This is a genomic window from Streptomyces sp. NPDC034103 (genome assembly GCF_055575395.1).
Window position 1 is genome coordinate 371,491 of the sequence record NZ_JBVISS010000007.1, and the last position, 16,347, is coordinate 387,837.

General features: G+C 71.6%; 15 protein-coding genes and 1 pseudogene. 6 read left to right on the plus strand and 10 right to left on the minus strand.

All coding sequences use genetic code 11. The annotated features are described in order from the left end of the window. Positions 1 to 9: 9 nt before the first annotated feature. Positions 10 to 954 (minus strand): EamA family transporter, encoded by a 945-nt coding sequence (locus ACZ56U_RS18015; RefSeq protein ID WP_469084959.1) that lies wholly within the window; start codon positions 952 to 954, stop codon positions 10 to 12. Between the two features lie 103 nt (positions 955 to 1,057). Continuing rightward, a complete protein-coding gene (locus ACZ56U_RS18020; protein WP_469084960.1) occupies positions 1,058 to 3,943 on the minus strand; it encodes an FAD-binding and (Fe-S)-binding domain-containing protein in 2,886 nt (961 codons plus the stop codon). 80 nt (positions 3,944 to 4,023) lie between these two features. On the opposite strand from ACZ56U_RS18020, the gene serC reads away from it, so the two are divergent. Next, a complete protein-coding gene (serC, locus tag ACZ56U_RS18025; RefSeq protein ID WP_469084961.1) occupies positions 4,024 to 5,142 on the plus strand; it encodes a phosphoserine transaminase in 1,119 nt (372 codons plus the stop codon). 57 nt (positions 5,143 to 5,199) lie between these two features. Here serC and ACZ56U_RS18030 read toward each other — a convergent pair whose 3' ends face one another. The 3 genes from ACZ56U_RS18030 to ACZ56U_RS18040 all read right to left on the minus strand — a co-directional run bounded on the left by ACZ56U_RS18030 (position 5,200) and on the right by ACZ56U_RS18040 (position 8,593). Further along, positions 5,200 to 6,714 (minus strand): cellulase family glycosylhydrolase, encoded by a 1,515-nt coding sequence (locus ACZ56U_RS18030; RefSeq protein WP_469084962.1) that lies wholly within the window; start codon positions 6,712 to 6,714, stop codon positions 5,200 to 5,202. Positions 6,715 to 6,824: 110 nt separating this feature from the next. Next, the gene (locus ACZ56U_RS18035) at positions 6,825 to 7,634 is read right to left on the minus strand and encodes an ABC transporter permease (protein WP_469084963.1); all 810 of its coding nucleotides are present in this window, start codon (positions 7,632 to 7,634) and stop codon (positions 6,825 to 6,827) included. Then, on the minus strand, positions 7,631 to 8,593 hold the full coding sequence (locus ACZ56U_RS18040) for an ATP-binding cassette domain-containing protein (protein WP_469084964.1): 963 nt from the start codon (positions 8,591 to 8,593) through the stop codon (positions 7,631 to 7,633). Before ACZ56U_RS18040 ends, ACZ56U_RS18035 begins: the two co-directional genes overlap by 4 nt. Before the next feature lie 89 nt (positions 8,594 to 8,682). Between ACZ56U_RS18040 and ACZ56U_RS18045 the strand changes: the two genes are divergently transcribed. Next, positions 8,683 to 9,444 (plus strand): TetR/AcrR family transcriptional regulator, encoded by a 762-nt coding sequence (locus tag ACZ56U_RS18045; RefSeq protein WP_469084965.1) that lies wholly within the window; start codon positions 8,683 to 8,685, stop codon positions 9,442 to 9,444. 16 nt (positions 9,445 to 9,460) lie between these two features. Here ACZ56U_RS18045 and ACZ56U_RS18050 read toward each other — a convergent pair whose 3' ends face one another. Then, positions 9,461 to 10,441: a WD40 repeat domain-containing protein gene (locus ACZ56U_RS18050; RefSeq protein ID WP_469084966.1), complete on the minus strand. Its 981-nt coding sequence runs from the start codon at positions 10,439 to 10,441 to the stop codon at positions 9,461 to 9,463. An 85-nt stretch (positions 10,442 to 10,526) separates the two neighbouring features. Between ACZ56U_RS18050 and ACZ56U_RS18055 the strand changes: the two genes are divergently transcribed. Then, the gene (locus ACZ56U_RS18055; RefSeq protein ID WP_469084967.1) at positions 10,527 to 11,243 is read left to right on the plus strand and encodes an SGNH/GDSL hydrolase family protein; all 717 of its coding nucleotides are present in this window, start codon (positions 10,527 to 10,529) and stop codon (positions 11,241 to 11,243) included. A gap of 31 nt (positions 11,244 to 11,274) precedes the next feature. On the opposite strand, the gene ACZ56U_RS18060 is transcribed toward ACZ56U_RS18055, so the two are convergent. After that, positions 11,275 to 11,694 (minus strand): hypothetical protein, encoded by a 420-nt coding sequence (locus tag ACZ56U_RS18060; protein WP_469084968.1) that lies wholly within the window; start codon positions 11,692 to 11,694, stop codon positions 11,275 to 11,277. An 83-nt stretch (positions 11,695 to 11,777) separates the two neighbouring features. Between ACZ56U_RS18060 and ACZ56U_RS18065 the strand changes: the two genes are divergently transcribed. Both ACZ56U_RS18065 and ACZ56U_RS18070 read left to right on the plus strand, forming a co-directional pair. Then, positions 11,778 to 12,590, plus strand: coding sequence for a helix-turn-helix domain-containing protein (locus ACZ56U_RS18065; protein WP_398836623.1), 813 nt, complete (start codon positions 11,778 to 11,780; stop codon positions 12,588 to 12,590). Further along, entirely contained in the window at positions 12,587 to 12,772 is a 186-nt protein-coding gene (locus tag ACZ56U_RS18070; RefSeq protein ID WP_469084969.1) for a DUF397 domain-containing protein, read from the plus strand. The genes ACZ56U_RS18065 and ACZ56U_RS18070 overlap by 4 nt, the downstream gene beginning before the upstream one ends. 201 nt (positions 12,773 to 12,973) lie before the next feature. On the opposite strand, the gene ACZ56U_RS18075 is transcribed toward ACZ56U_RS18070, so the two are convergent. Then, complete coding sequence (locus ACZ56U_RS18075; RefSeq protein ID WP_391234164.1) at positions 12,974 to 13,963, minus strand: aldo/keto reductase; 990 nt, start codon at positions 13,961 to 13,963, stop codon at positions 12,974 to 12,976. Positions 13,964 to 14,037: 74 nt separating this feature from the next. On the opposite strand from ACZ56U_RS18075, the pseudogene ACZ56U_RS18080 reads away from it, so the two are divergent. Further along, positions 14,038 to 14,235, plus strand: a pseudogene (locus tag ACZ56U_RS18080) (aldo/keto reductase); the annotation flags it as partial. A 136-nt stretch (positions 14,236 to 14,371) separates the two neighbouring features. Here ACZ56U_RS18080 and thpR read toward each other — a convergent pair. Both thpR and ACZ56U_RS18090 read right to left on the minus strand, forming a co-directional pair. Next, a complete protein-coding gene (thpR, locus tag ACZ56U_RS18085; protein ID WP_469084970.1) occupies positions 14,372 to 14,944 on the minus strand; it encodes an RNA 2',3'-cyclic phosphodiesterase in 573 nt (190 codons plus the stop codon). Positions 14,945 to 14,975: 31 nt separating this feature from the next. Then, the gene (locus tag ACZ56U_RS18090; RefSeq protein WP_469084971.1) at positions 14,976 to 16,247 is read right to left on the minus strand and encodes an MFS transporter; all 1,272 of its coding nucleotides are present in this window, start codon (positions 16,245 to 16,247) and stop codon (positions 14,976 to 14,978) included. Positions 16,248 to 16,347 lie beyond the last annotated feature (100 nt).

Below are 16,347 nucleotides of genomic sequence, written 5' to 3' on the forward strand. Positions count from 1 at the left end.
GGTGGCCGCTCAACTCCCCTTCGGTTCCCCGAGGTTCGCCTTCCGCCGTCCCACCTGGGTGCGCACCGCCCCCATGCTCGCGGCGATGACCAGGGCGATCGCGGCGGACTCGGTGGTGGTGAGTGCCTGGTCCAGGACGAGGAAGCCCGCGGTGGCGGCGACGGCGGGTTCGAGGCTCATCAGGATGGCGAAGGTGGAGGCGGGCAGGCGGCGCAGGGCGAGGAGTTCGAGGGTGTAGGGCAGGACGGAGGAGAGGATCGCCACCGCCGAGCCCAGGACGATCGTCGTGGGTTCGAGGAGCCTCGTCCCCGACTCGGCGATCCCCAGCGGCAGGAACATCAGCGCCGCGACCCCCATCGCCAGGGCCAGTCCGTCGGCCTGCGGGAAGCGGCGCCCGGTGCGCGCGCTGAAGACGATGTACGCCGCCCACATCGCCCCCGCGGCCAGGGCGAACGCCACACCCGCCCGGTCCAGGCTCCCGAAGCCCCCGCCGCCGAGCAGGAACACGCCCGCGAGCGCCAGTCCGGCCCACACGAGGTTGATCGCCCGGCGGGAGGCCAGGACGGAGAGCGCGAGGGGGCCGAGGACCTCCAGGGTGACCGCCGGGCCCAGCGGGATCCGGGCGACCGACTGGTAGAACAGGCCGTTCATCGCGGCCATGGTGAGGCCGAAGACCACCACCGTGCCCCAGTCCGCCCGCGAGTGGCCGCGCAGCCTGGGGCGGCAGATCACCAGCAGCACCAGCGCCGCCGCGACCAGCCGCAGGGTCACCACCCCCATCGCCCCGGCCCGCGGCATCAGGCTGACCGCCAGCGCCCCGCCGAACTGCACCGAGATCCCGCCGGCCAGCACCAGCCCGACGGGACCGAGCGAACCGCGGCGGCGGGGGGCGCCGGCCGGGGCCGGGACGACCGGCGTGGCGGTGGACGGGACGGCTGCGCTGGGCGTGGTCACGGGGCCTTCCAGGGGGACTCGGCACACGGTTATGTTCATCGGGGTGCACTACCAGGTCCAGAGTAATGGACTACGCCAGGTGCGTGAACCCCTTATACGACTGTCACCGACCTCCCGGCCCCGCTCCAGGGTCTTTCGTCCCCCGGTCCTCCCCCAACCCCTCCCCCAGCCCCTCCGCCAGGACCTCCGCCAGATGCCGCCCCCGCGTGCCCGCCAGCTGCTCCAGCTGCGTCCGGCACGAGAAGCCGTCGGCGAGGATCACCGTGTCGGGGTCCGCCGCCCGTACCGCGGGCAGGAGGCGGTCCTCGGCGCAGGCGCGGGACACCTCGAAGTGGCCCTTCTCGAAGCCGAAGTTGCCCGCGAGTCCGCAGCAGCCGGACGCCAGCTCGCCGGTGAGGCCCGCCGCCTCGCGCAGCCGGCGCTCGGCGGCCTCGCCGAGGACCGCGTGCTGGTGGCAGTGGGTCTGGCCGGTGACCGGACGGTTCAGTCGAGGCGGGGTCCACTCCGGCGCCAGGCGTTCCAGCGCCTGCGCGAAGGTCACGACCCGCGCGGCCAGACGTCCCGCCCGCTCGTCGTCGTGGAGCAGCTCCGGCAGGTCCGTGCGCAGGGCCGCCGCGCAGCTCGGTTCCAGGACGAGCACGAGGAGGTCCGTCTCCAGGACCGGTGCCATCAGGTCGAGGGTGCGGCGCATGACCGTACGGGCGCGGTCCAGCTGGCCCGTGGAGACGTAGGTCAGGCCGCAGCAGACCCGGCCCCGGCGGGCGGCCAGGGGCCGGAAGCCGCTCCGGGACGGGACCAGGGTCGGGGGCAGGACCGTCGAGATGCCCGCCGCCCTGAGGACCCGTACCGCCGCCCGGCCCACCGACGGCGACAGATGCTCGGTGAAGGTGTCCGGCCACAGGACCACCCGCCCGCGTGGTCCGTCGCCGCGCCCGGCCTCGCGGCGGGCCCACCACCGGGTGAACGTGCGCGTCGCCACCCGGGGAAGCGCGCGCTCGGGGGCGATCCCGCCGAGCCGCTTGCCCAGCGCCGCGACGGGCCCGGCCGCGGCGAGGGCGTTGAACAGGCGCGCCGTGCGCGTACGGGCCACCGCCCGCAGCCACATCGGCAGCCGGCCCATCGAGTGGTGCGCGGCGGGGCGGCGCCGCCCCGCGTAGTGGTGGTGCAGGAACTCCGCCTTGTAGGTGGCCATGTCGACCCCGACCGGGCAGTCGGAACGGCAGCCCTTGCAGGACAGGCACAGATCCAGCGCGTCCCGTACCTCCGGCGACCGCCAGCCCCCGGTGACCAGTTCGCCCGCGAGCATCTCGTGCAGCAGCCGGGCGCGCCCGCGCGTGGAGTGCTCCTCCTCGCCGGTCGCGCGGAAGGACGGGCACATCACCGAGCCCGCCGCCGACGTCGTACGGCACTTCGCGACGCCCACGCAGCGGCGTACGGCCGCGGAGAAGTCGCCGCCGTCGGACGGGTAGCCGAAGGCCACGTCGACCGGGCGGCGCGGGAGCACCGAGAAGCGGAGGTTCGCGTCCAGGGGGGCGGGGCGGACCAGCATCCCGGGGTTCAGCAGGTCGTCCGGGTCCCACACCGCCTTCGCCCGCTCGAACAGGCCCACCAGCTCCGGGCCGTACATCCGCGGCAGCAGCTCCGCCCGTGCCTGCCCGTCCCCGTGCTCCCCGGACAGCGAACCGCCGTGCGCCACCACCAGGTCGGCCAGCTCCTCGGAGAAGCGCCGGAAGCGGGCCACCCCCGCCTCCGTCAGCAGGTCGAAGTCGATGCGGACGTGGATGCAGCCGTCCCCGAAGTGCCCGTACGGCGTCCCGCGCAGCCCGTGCTCGGCGAGCAGCCCCCGGAAGTCGCGCAGATAGGCGCCCAGCCGGGCCGGCGGCACCGCGCAGTCCTCCCAGCCGGGCCACGCCTCGCTGCCGTCCGGCATCCGGGTGGCCGTCCCGCTGGCGTCCTCGCGGATCCGCCACAGGGCGCGCTGTCCGGCCGGGTCGGTCACCACCACCGCGTCCAGGACGTCGGCGGCCCGCACGACGGCCCGCGCACGCGCGCGTGCCTCGGCCTGCGTGTCACCGCCCGTCTCCACGAACAGCCACGCCCCGCCCCGGGGCAGCGCGACCGCCGAGGGCACCAGGTCGGCCGCCATGCCCTCCACCGTCAGGGGGCGGTGCGGCAGCAGCCCGGCGGCGGCCTCGGCGGCCGCGCCCTCGTCCGGGTATCCCAGGACCGCGAGGGCACGCGCGCGGGGCGACTCGACGAGTCGTACGACGGCTTCGGTGAGGATCCCCCAGGTGCCCTCGCTGCCGCAGAACGACCGGGCGACGTCCGCGCCCCGCTCCGGCAGCAGCGCGTCCAGCGCGTACCCCGAGATCCGGCGCGGCAGCTCCGGGAACCCGGTCCGCAGCCGTGCCAGGTCCCCCGCCACCAGCTCCCGCAGCCCCTCGGGCGCCCCCGCCCAGTCCTGCCCCGGTCGCAGCCGCTCGCCGCGCGCGGTCACCACCTCCAGCTCCCGCACGTTGTCCGCGGTCGTCCCCCACGCCACCGAGTGCGAGCCGCACGAGTTGTTCCCGATCATCCCGCCGAGCGTGCACCGGCTGTGCGTGGAGGGGTCCGGCCCGAACCGCAGCCCGTGCGGGGCGGCGGCCTCCTGGAGCCGGTCGAGGACAAGACCGGGCTGGACGACGGCGGTACGGGAGGCGGGGTCCAGGCGGAGCAGCCGGTTCATGTGCCGGGTGAGGTCCAGCACGACTCCGGTGCCGGTGGCCTGGCCGGCGATGGAGGTGCCGCCGCCGCGCGCGACCACGGGCACCCCGTGCGTGCGGCAGACCTCCAGCGCGGCGGCCACGTCGTCGGCGTCCCGGGGAGCGACGACGCCGAGCGGGACCCGCCGGTAGTTGGAGGCGTCCATGGTGTGCAGCGCGCGGGAGGTGACGTCGAACGCCACCTCGCCCCGGACCGCCCGGCGCAGACCGGCCTCGAGATCCGTCATGGGTCCAGCATTCCAAATCCCACGTCTCAGCCGACGGACTACGTTTCGCCCCTGTTTCCCCCACCGGCTAACCTCACCCCGTGGCTGAGATCCAGATTCCCGCTGACATCAAGCCCGCCGACGGACGTTTCGGCGCTGGCCCCTCCAAGGTGCGGACGGAAGCGCTGGACGCGCTGGCCGCGACCGGTACCTCTCTCCTCGGCACCTCCCACCGCCAGGCCCCCGTGAAGAACCTGGTCGGGCAGGTGCGCGAGGGCATCGGTGAGCTGTTCTCCCTGCCCGAGGGGTACGAGGTCGTCCTCGGCAACGGCGGCTCCACCGCGTTCTGGGACGTGGCGACGCACGGCCTGATCGAGAACAGGTCGCAGCACCTGAACTTCGGCGAGTTCAGCTCGAAGTTCGCCAAGGCCGCCAAGCTCGCCCCGTGGCTCGGTGACCCGACCGTCATCGCCTCCGACCCCGGCACGCACCCGGACGCCGAGGCCGAGGAGGGCGTCGACGTCTACGCCCTCACGCACAACGAGACCTCCACCGGTGTCGCCATGCCGATCAAGCGCGTGGCCGGTGCCGACGAGGGCTCCCTCGTCGTGGTCGACGCGACCTCCGGCGCCGGCGGCCTGCCGGTCGACATCACCGAGACGGACGTCTACTACTTCGCCCCGCAGAAGTCCTTCGCCGCCGACGGCGGTCTGTGGATCGCGATCTTCTCCCCGGCGGCGATCGAGCGCGCGGAGCGGATCCACGCCTCCGGCCGGCACGTACCGGAGTTCTTCAGCCTGCCGACGGCGATCGACAACTCCCGCAAGAACCAGACGTACAACACCCCGGCCCTCGCCACCCTCTTCCTGCTCAACCAGCAGCTGGAGTGGCTCAACGGCCAGGGCGGTCTGGCCTGGTCCACGGCCCGTACGAAGGACTCCTCGACCCGCCTGTACGGCTGGGCCGAGGAGAGCAAGTACGCGAGCCCGTTCGTCGCCGACGCCGCCAAGCGTTCGCAGGTCATCGGCACGATCGACTTCTCCGACGAGATCGACGCCGCCGCGATCGCCAAGGTCCTGCGCGCCAACGGCATCGTCGACACCGAGCCCTACCGCAAGCTCGGCCGCAACCAGCTGCGCGTCGCCATGTTCCCGGCGATCGACCCGGCCGACGTCGAGGCGCTGACGAAGTGCGTCGACTACGTGATCGACAAGCTGTAGCCGTCGACGGCCGTACGACGGTGAAGGGCGCCCGGTGTCTGACCGGGCGCCCTTCTCTCATGCCGGCGTGCAGGTCACCGCGGGCACCCCGGCTCCCCCGGGCGCCCCGCCGAAGCCGAAGGTCGCCGAACCCCCGGCCGCGAGGGTTCCGTTGTGCGCGGCGTTGGTCGCGGTCACGGTCGCCCCGCTCTGGGTGTACGACGCGTTCCACATGCTCGTCACCCGCTGCGAGCCGCTCCAGGTCCAGGTGACCTTCCACGAACTGATGGGTGTGGTACCGGAGTTGGTCACCTTCACCTCGCCGTTGAAGCCGCCGCCCCAGTCGCTGCTGACGGTGTAGGCGGCGGTGCAGGCGGCCGAACCCCCGCCGCCTCCGCCGCCACCACCGCCGCCGCCGCCTCCGCCCGACGGGAAGCCCGGCGCCTTCACGCTCGCCAGGTACCCGTCCTTGACGGTGTCGACGGTCTGCCAGTCGTCCTTCAGGATGCCGCCGGTGTCACCGGAGTTGGGGTTCCAGGACCAGAAGGTCCAGTGGAAGGAGTCCGAGCCGTACGTCGACGTCGGCCGGAGGTAGTCCACCAGCGCGGCGAGCCACTTCTGGTCCACGGTCGACTGGAGGGTCGTGCCGAACTCGCCCACCCACACGGGCGCGATGTTCTGCTTGAAGATGTAACCCCAGTACTTGTCCCAGATCGCCGGCATGTTCGCCGGGAACGCCGGGTCGGTGAACCAGCTCTGCTGGGCCACGGAGGTGGCGTAGTCGTGGGCGGAGTAGACGAGCCGGTTCGCCACGTCCAGCTGGACCGGGTACTGGGCGACGCCCATCAGGTTGCCGCCCCACCAGCCGCTGACGCCGTTGAAGGACTGCACGCCCTCGACCATGATCAGCAGGTCGGGGTTGACGGACAGGACCGCGTTGCCCGCGCGCTGTGCGGCCAGCCGCCAGTCCCGGGTCGTGTCCCCGCAGCCCCAACAGGCGGGGTCGTGCGGCTCGTTGTGCAGGTCGATGCCGACGACCGTGGAGTTGCCCTTGTAGCGGTTCGCGAGGGCCTTGAGATTGGCGATCCAGGTCGACTCCGGTACCGCCGCGGTGTACCAGAGCGCCGACTGGCCGGCGGCGTCCGGGCGGTGGCGGTCCAGGACGATCTTCAGTCCGGCCTGACCGGCGTAGCCGACGATCCTGTCGAGGACCCCCAGCGAGCCCAGGCCCTGGAGGTCGGCGTTCTTTCCGCCGGAGAAGTCGATGCTGCCCGGCATCGCGCCGGGCTTGAGGATGTCGTCGCTGAACGGCAGGCGGATGGTGTTGTAGCCCAGCGACTTCATCTGGTCGATCATGGACTTGTAGTCGCGGGCCCACAGGCCGTGGACGACGTTGTTGCTCGTCTCGAAGCCGAACCAGTTGATCCCGGCGATCCGGACGGGCTGACCGGCCGCGTCCAGGATCTGGCGGCCGCTGGTGTGCCAGTAGCCGGCGCCCGCCGCGGTCTCGGCGGAGTGGGCCGTCTGTGCGCCCAGGGGCAGAAGAAGGGCTGCGGCCACCGCGCACAGCGCTCTTCGCAAACTGCGGAACATGTAGCTGCTTCCTCTCGGGGGAGGGGCGGGCCCGGAACAGGTTGGGAGCGCTCCCATACCCGCTCCCCCCATGGAAGTCAGGTCACATGAACACGTCAAGACGCGGGACGCTACCGACTCAGCTTCCGGAACCTGCGCACCGCCAGCGGCAGGAAGATCGCGGTGAGGATCATCGGCCACACGCACGCCATGAGCAGGGCGTGCTGCTCGACCCAGGAGTCACCGGCGCCGACCGGGGTGCCGAACAGGTCGCGGGTGGCGGCGGAGGTGGAGGAGATCGGGTTCCAGGCGGCCACCGCGCCGAGCCAGTCGGGCATCAGCTGGGGCGCGACGAAGATGCTGGAGATCATCGTCAGCGGGAAGGCGACCGCGAACAGCCCGCCCGCCGCCTCCGGGTTGGGCACGATGAGCCCCAGCCACACCCCGACCCAGATCAGCGCGAACCGCAGCCACAGCAGCAGCCCGAAGGCCGCGACGAAACCGAGGCCGCCGTCCGGACGCCACCCCATGGCGACCGCGGTCAGCATCATGATGGCCAACTCGGCGCAGGCGCCCAGCAGATCGGTGACCCCGCGTCCGGCCACGACCGCGGAGGAGGCCATCGGCATGGAGCGGAACCGGTCGATCACGCCCTTGGTGGCGTCGTACACCACGAGGGTCGCGGTGTTGATGAAGCCGAAGGCCATGGTCATCACGAACATCCCGGGCATCAGGAAGTCCTTGTAGTCCCCGCCGCCGGGCACCCGCATGGCGCTGCCGAAGACATAGCCGTAGAGCAGGACGGAGAGGATCGGGAAGCCCAGCTGCCAGGCGATGTTGACCGGTTGGCGCTGGTAGTGGGTCAGGCCGCGGCGGACGATGTTCCAGACGTCGGCGAGGACCCAGTAGGTACGGCCGTGGGTGGTCTCCAGGGCGCTCACGCGGCGGCCTCCTTCTCCGTGCGGTGTCCGGTCAGGCGCAGGAAGACGTCGTCGAGGCTGGGCCTGCGCAGCCCGATGTCCTCGACGCGGACACCCTCGTCCTGGAGGGTGCGGGCGACCTCGGTGAGTGCGGAGACCCGGTCGACGACGGGGGCGTGGACGCGCAACTCGCCCTCCTCCGCCTCGGGTTCGCCGTCCGAGACCCGGGCGACGACCTTCACCACCTGCGGGATGTCGGCCCGGTCGGCGACCACGACCTCGATCCGGTCGCCGCCGACCGCGCTCTTCAGCCCGTCCGGGGTGTCGTCGGCGATGGCCCGCCCCTGGTCGATGACGGTGATGCGGGAGGCCAGCTTGTCGGCCTCCTCCAGGTACTGCGTGGTCAGCAGGACGGTGGTGCCGCTCGCCACCAGCGCCCGCACCGAGTCCCAGACCTCGCCGCGGCTGCGCGGGTCGAGTCCGGTCGTCGGCTCGTCCAGGAACAGCACGGCCGGGGCGAGGATCATGGAGGCGGCGAGGTCGAGGCGGCGTCGCATGCCGCCGCTGTACTTGCCGACCCCCTTGTCCGCGGCGTCGGTGAGCTCGAACTGCTCCAGCAGCTCGGTGGCCCGCGCCTTGGCCCGCCTGCCGCCGAGATGGAAGAGGCGGCCGAACATCTCCAGGTTCTGCCGTCCGGTGAGCACCTCGTCCACGGCCGCGTACTGCCCGGTCAGCCCGATGCGGGCGCGCACCTCGCGGGGCTGTCGGGCCACGTCCAGCCCCGCCACCGTCGCCCGTCCGCCGTCCAGCCGGACGAGGGTGGACAGGATGCGGACGGCGGTGGTCTTGCCGGCGCCGTTCGGCCCGAGCAGGCCGTGCACGGCGCCCTCGCGGACGGCCAGGTCGAAGCCGTCGAGGGCGCGTTTGTCGCCGTACCGCTTCTCCAGAGCCTCGGCCAGGACGGCGTGTCCGTCGGTCATGGTTCCCCCTTCTCTCCTTAACTGGGTACACCGTACCCGATTGCGCGTACGCCGTACCCAGTTTTATTGGGGGGATCTAAACTGCCCGCATGACGAACGGTTCGGAGACCAGCGGCAGCGGTGACATCGTCCGCACCCTGGAGCTGCTGTGGGACACCGGCCGGCGGCCCAGCCGCGGGCCCAAGCCGGCCCTCACCCTGGACCGGATCGTGGAAGCGGCCGTCCAGGTGGCGGACGCGGACGGCCTCCCGGCGGTGTCGATGCGCCGCGTCGCCACCGAGCTGGGCACCGGCGCGATGTCGCTGTACCGGTACGTCCCCGGCAAGGGCGAGCTGCTCGACCTGATGCTGGACCGCGTGCAGCGCCCCTCGGAGAACCCGGCGAACCTCGGCGACGGCACCTGGCGCTCGGCGCTGCAGGCGATGGGCCGCGCCACTCTCGCCCTGTACCGCCGCCACCCCTGGCTGCTCCAGGTCAACCAGTCCCGCCCGATCCTCGGCCCGAGCGCCCTGGACGGCATGGAGAAGGTCCTCAGCCGCATCAAGCCGATGGGCCTGACCGACCCCGAGCTGGTCTCGGTGATCATCATGATCGACGGTTATGTCGTCGGCGCCGCCCGCACCCAGCTGTACGCGCAGGAGGTCGAGCGCCGGACGGGCCTGACGGACGCCGAGTTCTGGCAGGCCCAGGTACCGACGCTGGAGAAGGTCATGGCCAGCGGCCGCTACCCGGTGCTGGCCGCCCTCTCCGAGGACGCCTTCGGCACCGACTTCGACCACTTCGAGTTCGGCCTGCAACGCATCCTCGACGGACTCGAGGTGCTCGTGTCACGACGCCGCACGGAACCCTGATCCGGGCCCCGGCGACTCACCCCCGGCGCAGCAGCCGCCGGAAGCCGAACACCACGGCGACGACGGCGGCCACGGCGAGGGCGCCGACCTTGACGTTCCCGCCGTCGGAGCCGCTGCCGCCGTCGGCCTGGCCCGAACCCCCTCCGCCTGACGGCGAGTTGGACGATCCCTCACCCCCGGGTGCGTCCTCGGCCACCACCTCGCTGCCGGCGCCCTCGCTGCCGAGCATCAGTTTCGTGCCGTCGGGCGAGTAACTGACGGACTCCCCCTGCCCGATGGGCACGCTGATCCGGCCGCCGCGCTTGAGGTCGCCGCCGTTCCAGTCGTACCAGATACCGCCGAAGTAGCCGCGTACGGCGAGCTGTCGGCCGTTCGGCGAGAAGGCGGCGTCGGTGGCCCAGAGGTCGACGGCCTTGGCGGGCCGGAAGACGTTGGCACCGGAGGCGGACAGCTTGGCGGGCCCCTCGTACAGGTGCCCGCCGTCCTCCTGCTTGTCGATGATGTACACGCGCCCGCTCTTCGGGTGGACGATCATCGACTCCGCGTCCCGGGAGCCGTCGGAGTACTTCACGACGTACTGCTGGGCGCGCACGGTCTGGTCGACGAGCCGCTTCGGCTCGGGCAGTTGATAGATCCACACATAGGGCCAGGTCACGCCGTCGTTGTCGCCGATGTCCCCGACATAGATCTGGTTGTCGGGCCCGATGGCGATGGCCTCGACGTCCCGCTGGGTGCCGACCCCTTGCAGGGTGATCCGCGCGACGGTCTTCCCGGTGGAACTGTCGACGGCGTAGAGGTAGGTGCCGGTGTCCTGGTCGTTGTGGGTCCAGTAGATGCCCGGGTGCTGACGGGACGCGGCGAGCCCGCTGGACTCGGTGATGCGCGGGTCCTCGATGGTGAACCCGTCATCGCCCTCCCCGTCGGCGGCGGCCGCGGGGCTCGCGCCCGTGAGGACGAGCAGGGCAGTGACTCCGACGACACCGAGTAGCGCACGCATGGCGCCAAGCTTGCCATCCCGGGGCGGACCCCCACGTGGCACGCTTCACACCCCACCGCCCGCGGTGATCGTTCATCATGAGCGGATGCTCAGGCTCATGCCCGTCGGCGACTCCATGACGATCGGAAGCGCGGGCGAACACACGTGGCGTTACCGGATGTGGCAGCACCTGCGCGACACCCACGACGGCCCCTTCGCCCTCGTCGGCCCGCGCGAGGCCCTCCACGACAAGGCGACCGACGCGCCCACGTCCCACGCGTACGCCGACCCGGACTTCCCCCGCGCCCACCTCGCCGGCTGGGGCGAGGGCTGGCTGCACATGGCACCGCTGATCGGCGACGCGGTCCGCGCCTGCCGGGCGGACGTACTGCTGGTCTCCCTCGGCCTGATCGACCTCGGCTTCTACACCAACGCCGAGCAGACGGCGGACAACGTCCGCGCCTTCGTCACCCAGGCACGCTCGGCCGAGCCCCGCGTCCGCATGGTGCTGCTCCCGGTGATCCCGAACGTCCGGGCCGCCGACGACGCCGGGTTCGGCGCGCAGGTCACCCTCTTCAACGAACTCCTCGCCAAGGCGGTGGCCGACCTGGACGAGGCCCGCTCCCCCCTGCTGCTGGCCTCGCCGCCCACGTCGTACGACATCACCCACGACACCTACGACGGCACCCACCCCAACGCGAGCGGCGAACACAAGATCGCGGCGGCCTTCGCGGAGGCGATGCACCAGGGGTGGGGCATCGGAAAGCCCTACCGAGCACACCGCGACGGTCGGACCGGGACCACGGTGCCGCGCCGCGGCTGAGACGGGGAGGCCCCGTCACGGGCCACAGAGGTCACCTCGTGATGCCGGTCATGCTGCCCACCAGCTCGCACAGCAACTCCCCCGCCACGAACGGCGCCCCCTCCGACGGCGCCGACCGCCACCCCAGCGGCCAGGTGATCCCCGTCAGCGCCGGGACACCGACGTACGCCAGACCCCGGTCACTGCGCGTCAGCGCACGCACGCCGGGAGGCCAGGTGAAGGATGTCGCGGTTTGCGGGGGCAACAGGAAGTACATGGTGCGGTCGCCCGTCGCCTCGGCCACGATCGGGCCGGCCTCGAAGTCCGTGCACCGCATCAGCTCCGAGGCGACCCGCTCGGCCAGCGGTTCCTTCATCCGTACGGCGTCGAAGTGGATGCCCGCGTGCCGCAGGGCGTGGCCGGAGCCGGGGATCCAGCTCGGGATCCAGGGCGCGGCGATTCTCTCGTTCATGACGCAAAGCGTTGCGCGTGCTCACATACTGTGACCAGAGCGGCGCAACGTCCGTGCGGGGCTGTGTACTTGGGGAGGCGGTTGTGCACTCCGGTGAACGGGGCGCGGAGAACTTGGAGATCTTCGGCTCGTTGCTGCGGTTCTACCGCGAACGGGCGGGGGTCACCCAGGAGGCGCTGGGCAAAGAGGTCGGCTACTCCAAGTCCCAGGTGGCGATGGTGGAGCGCGGAGAGCGGGCGCCCAAGGGGCAGTTCGTGGAGGTGGCGGACGAACGGCTCGGTGCACAAGGTGCACTGGTCGCTGTGGGGCAGAAACTGAAGGGCAGCCGGTTTCCGTCGTGGTTCGAGGACTACGCGGAGATGGAGGCGAGGGCCACCGCGATCTACATGTACACAACTCACGTGATCCCGGGCCTGCTTCAGACGGAGGCGTACGCACGAGCGACCTTCGAGGTCCACCGCCCCTCACTGGAGGACGGCGAGATCGACACCAGGCTCGCCGCTCGCATGGACCGGCAGCGGGTGCTGGAGCGGAAACCGGCGCCGGTCGTCGGCTTCGTGCTGGAGGAGCACCTCCTCAGTCGCCCGCTGGGCGGCGACCAGGCGCTGAAGGAGCAGTTGGGCCACCTTCTCGACATCGGCCGCAGCCGCAGCGTCGAGATCCAGGTGATGCCGACCGGCCGCCGGGACCACGCCGGCCTCGACGGCCCGATGATCCTGCTGGAGACCGAGGATTCCGACCGGATCGGCTATGTCGAGGGCCCGCACAACGGCTACTTCGTCACCCAGCAACCCGAGTTGGGCCAGATGTTCGCCCGGTATGGCATTCTGCGAGCGCAGGCCCTCAATCCCGAGGAGTCGGCGCAGTTGATCAGCGAGGTGGCAGGCAGGCTATGAGCACGGACCTGGACTGGTTCAAGAGCAGCTACAGCAGTGGCCAGGGCGGCGAGTGCCTGGAGGTCGCCCTCACCCCCACCACCGTCCACATCCGCGACTCCAAGACCCCCGGCACCCCCGCCTCCCCCGCCCTCCATGTGGCCCCCTCCACCTGGGCCGCCTTCCTGGCCGCCCTTGCCTAGAGCGCACTCCACGCCGTTGGCTAGGGAGGCATGAAGTACACGCAGCTCGGCGCCAACCGGCAATTTTGACGCCCGGTTCCACAGCAGTGCATCGCTGACGCTCACCGCTCCTGCGGCCCCCGAGTGGGAACGACGAAGCCGCCGCCTCCAACTCGCTTCGAACGCATGCAGAAGGCGACGGCCCCTCACAGACCCGCTACCTCACCATGCGAAGGCTTCGGGAGACGGTCCGGGACCGGGGAAGATCTCGTCCAGAGACGTCAGCAGTTCCTCGCTCAGCTCCAACTGCAGGGCACGCAGCGCCGAGTCCAGCTGCTCCTGCGTGCGAGGGCCGACGATCGGGCCGGTGACACCGGGGCGGGTCAGCAGCCAGGCGAGCGCCGCTTCACCGGGCTCCAGGCCGTGCTTGCCGAGGAGGTTCTCGTACGCCTGGATCTGCTCGCGTGTCTTGGTGTCCTTGAGCGCGTCGGCAGCGCGGCCGCTTGCCCGGCGCCCCTGTGTGGCCTCCTTCTTGAGGACGCCGCCGAGCAGTCCTCCGTGCAGCGGAGACCAGGGGATGACCCCGAGGCCGTAGTCCTGCGCGGCCGGAATGACCTCCATCTCGGCGCGGCGCTCAGCGAGGTTGTAGAGGCACTGCTCGCTGACCAGGCCCATGCGGCCGTGCCGGGCGGCGGTCTCGTTGGCCTGGGCGATTTTGTAGCCGGGGAAGTTGGACGACCCCGCGTAGAGGATCTTGCCCTGCTGGACCAGGACGTCGATCGCCTGCCAGATCTCCTCGAACGGCGTCGACCGGTCGATGTGATGGAACTGGTAGATGTCGATGTAGTCCGTCTGCAGCCGCTTGAGGGAGGCGTCGACGGCCCGTCGGATGTTCACCGCGGAGAGCTTGTCGTGGTTGGGCCAGACGTCCCCGTCGCCCGCCATGTTCCCGTACACCTTGGTGGCGAGGACGACCTTGTCGCGCCGCCCGCCACCCTGGGCGAACCAAGTACCGATGATCTCCTCGGTGCGGCCCTTGTTCTCTCCCCACCCATAGACGTTGGCCGTATCCAGAAAGTTCAGACCCGCGTCGAGAGCGGCGTCCATGATGCCGTGGCTGGTTGATTCGTCTGTCTGCGGACCGAAGTTCATCGTGCCGAGAACGAGTCGGCTGACCTTGAGTCCGGTGCGTCCGAGCTGGGTGTACTTCATGGGACACAAGCCAACTCCTTCGAGTCCGCTCCAAGCAAGGAGCATCAGGTGCCGCCGTCAGGAGTCGTCTCCGAATCGCCCCCGGTGAGGCGGCGCTGGCCTGGCTGCTCACCCGCCCGGGCGTGACCGGCCCGATCGTCGGCCCGCGCACGGCCGAGCAGCTGGAGTCGGCGCTCAGGGCGGTGGAGCTGGAACTCGGCGAGGAGCTGCTGACGTCCCTGGACGAGATCTTCCCGGGTCCGGGCCCGTCGCCGGAGGCGTTCGCCTGGTAGCGGCGCGGGGAACCGCGCGACCGGCCGCGCGGTTCCCCTACCTGCCGAGCAGCGACGCCGTCGCCACGACGACGAACATCAGCACCAGCACGACGGCCATGATTCGGTTCCGGGTCTTCGGGTCCACGCCCCGAGCCTAACCGGCCCCCGCGAGCGCCCACCGGGCGACCACCTCGTACCGCGGCTGCTCGCCCGGCACCCCGGAGCGCGGCAGGTCGCTGCGCACCAGCGCCAGCTCGCCGACGGTCCAGGTGCGGCTCTCGAATCCCGCGAGTGCCTCCAGGTAGGGCCGTACGTCCACCGTCTCCCGGCCGCGCGCCACCGTCAGGTGGGCCTTGTACCGCCGGTGCTCCCCCGTCTCCAGCCCCGCCTTGCGCGCCGCCGCCTCCGCGCGGTCCGCGAGCAGCCGCAGCGCGGGCAGGTCCCCGGCGGCCCCGGCCCACAGGGCGCGCCCGTGCCCGAACTGCCCGCCGCCGCGCACGGCCAGCTCGAAGGGGGCGGTGCGGGCGGCGGCCCGCTCCAGGCGGGCCGCCAGGGCGGGGACGGCGTCGGCGTCGACCTCGCCGTAGAACGCCAGCGTGAAGTGCCAGCCCGGGCGGCCGGTCCAGCGCAGGGTGTCTGCGCCGGGGAGTCTCCTCAGTTCGCCGACCACGGTGGCGAGGTCACGGGTGACGCCCTCGGGTGGCAGGACGGCGGCGAAGAGTCTCATGCGGTCCAGCCTGCCAGGGCGTCGGTCGGTGTCAGGCGGCCGTGGTCAGGCGCTCCCGTTCCCGGGGGACGAGGCCCACGCGCGGGTGGCCGTGGTGCCAGCCGAGCGACAGCCGGAGGTTGCCGACGCGGGCCAGGACCAGGCCGATCGTCGCGGCCGCGGCGGCGGCGATCACCCCGCCGGCCGCGAGGCCCGCGCGGACGCCGTACGCGTCGGTGATCCAGCCGGCGATCGGGGCGCCGAGGGGGGCGCCGCCCATGAACACCATCATGTAGAGGGACATCACCCGGCCGCGCATCGCCGGGTCGGTGCTCATCTGGACGCTGCTGTTGGCGGTGACGTTGACCGTCATGCCGAACATGCCGATCGGGATCATGAGCAGGGCGAACAGCCACAGGGACGGGGCGAGGGCGGCCACGATCTCCAGCGTGCCGAAGGCCACCGCGCCCGCGACCAGCACCCGCATCCGGGCGGTGCCGCGGCGGGCGGCGAGCAGGGCGCCCGCGAGGGAGCCGACGGCCATCAGGGTGTTGAAGAGGCTGTAGGAGCCGGCGCCGGCGTGGAAGACGTCGTCGGCGAAGGCGGAGAGGTAGACGGGGAAGTTGAAGCCGAAGGTGCTGACGAACCCGACCAGGACGATGGTCCAGATCAGGTCCGGGCGCCCGGCGACGTAGTGCAGTCCTTCCCGCAGCTGGCCCTTGCCGCGCGGGGCGCGGTGAACGTCTCGCAGGTCGCGGGCGCGCATGAGCAGCAGGCCCGTGATGGGCGCGACGAAGGACAGTCCGTTGAAGAGGAACGCCCAGCCGGTGCCCACGCCGGTGATCATCAGGCCGGCGACGGCGGGGCCGACGAGGCGGGCGGACTGGAAGTTCGCGGAGTTCAGGCTGACGGCGTTCTGGAGCTGGTCGGGGCCGACCATCTCGGAGACGAAGGTCTGGCGGGCCGGGTTGTCGACGACGGTCGCGAGTCCCACGGCGAAGGCGGCCAGGTAGACGTGCCAGACCTGCACGTGCCCGGTCAGGGTGAGCGCGGCGAGGGCGAGGCCGGTGACGGCCATCGCGGACTGCGTCACCAGCAGGGTGGGGCGCTTGGGGAGGCGGTCGACGAGGACGCCGCCGTAGAGGCCGAAGAGCAGCATCGGCAGGAACTGCAGGGCGGTGGTGACACCGACGGCGGTCGAGGAGCCGGTGAGGCTGAGGACCAGCCAGTCCTGGGCGATGCGCTGCATCCAGGTGCCGGTGTTGGAGACGACCTGGCCGGCGAAGAAGAGCCGGTAGTTGCGGACCTTCAGGGAGCTGAACATCGAGGACCTGCCAGGGTCCTCGGGGGTAGGGGTGGACGGTGCGGGGGCGGAATCTGCTCCGGGTCCCGTACTCAAAGTGCGTTCGCCTCCTCGTGTGACG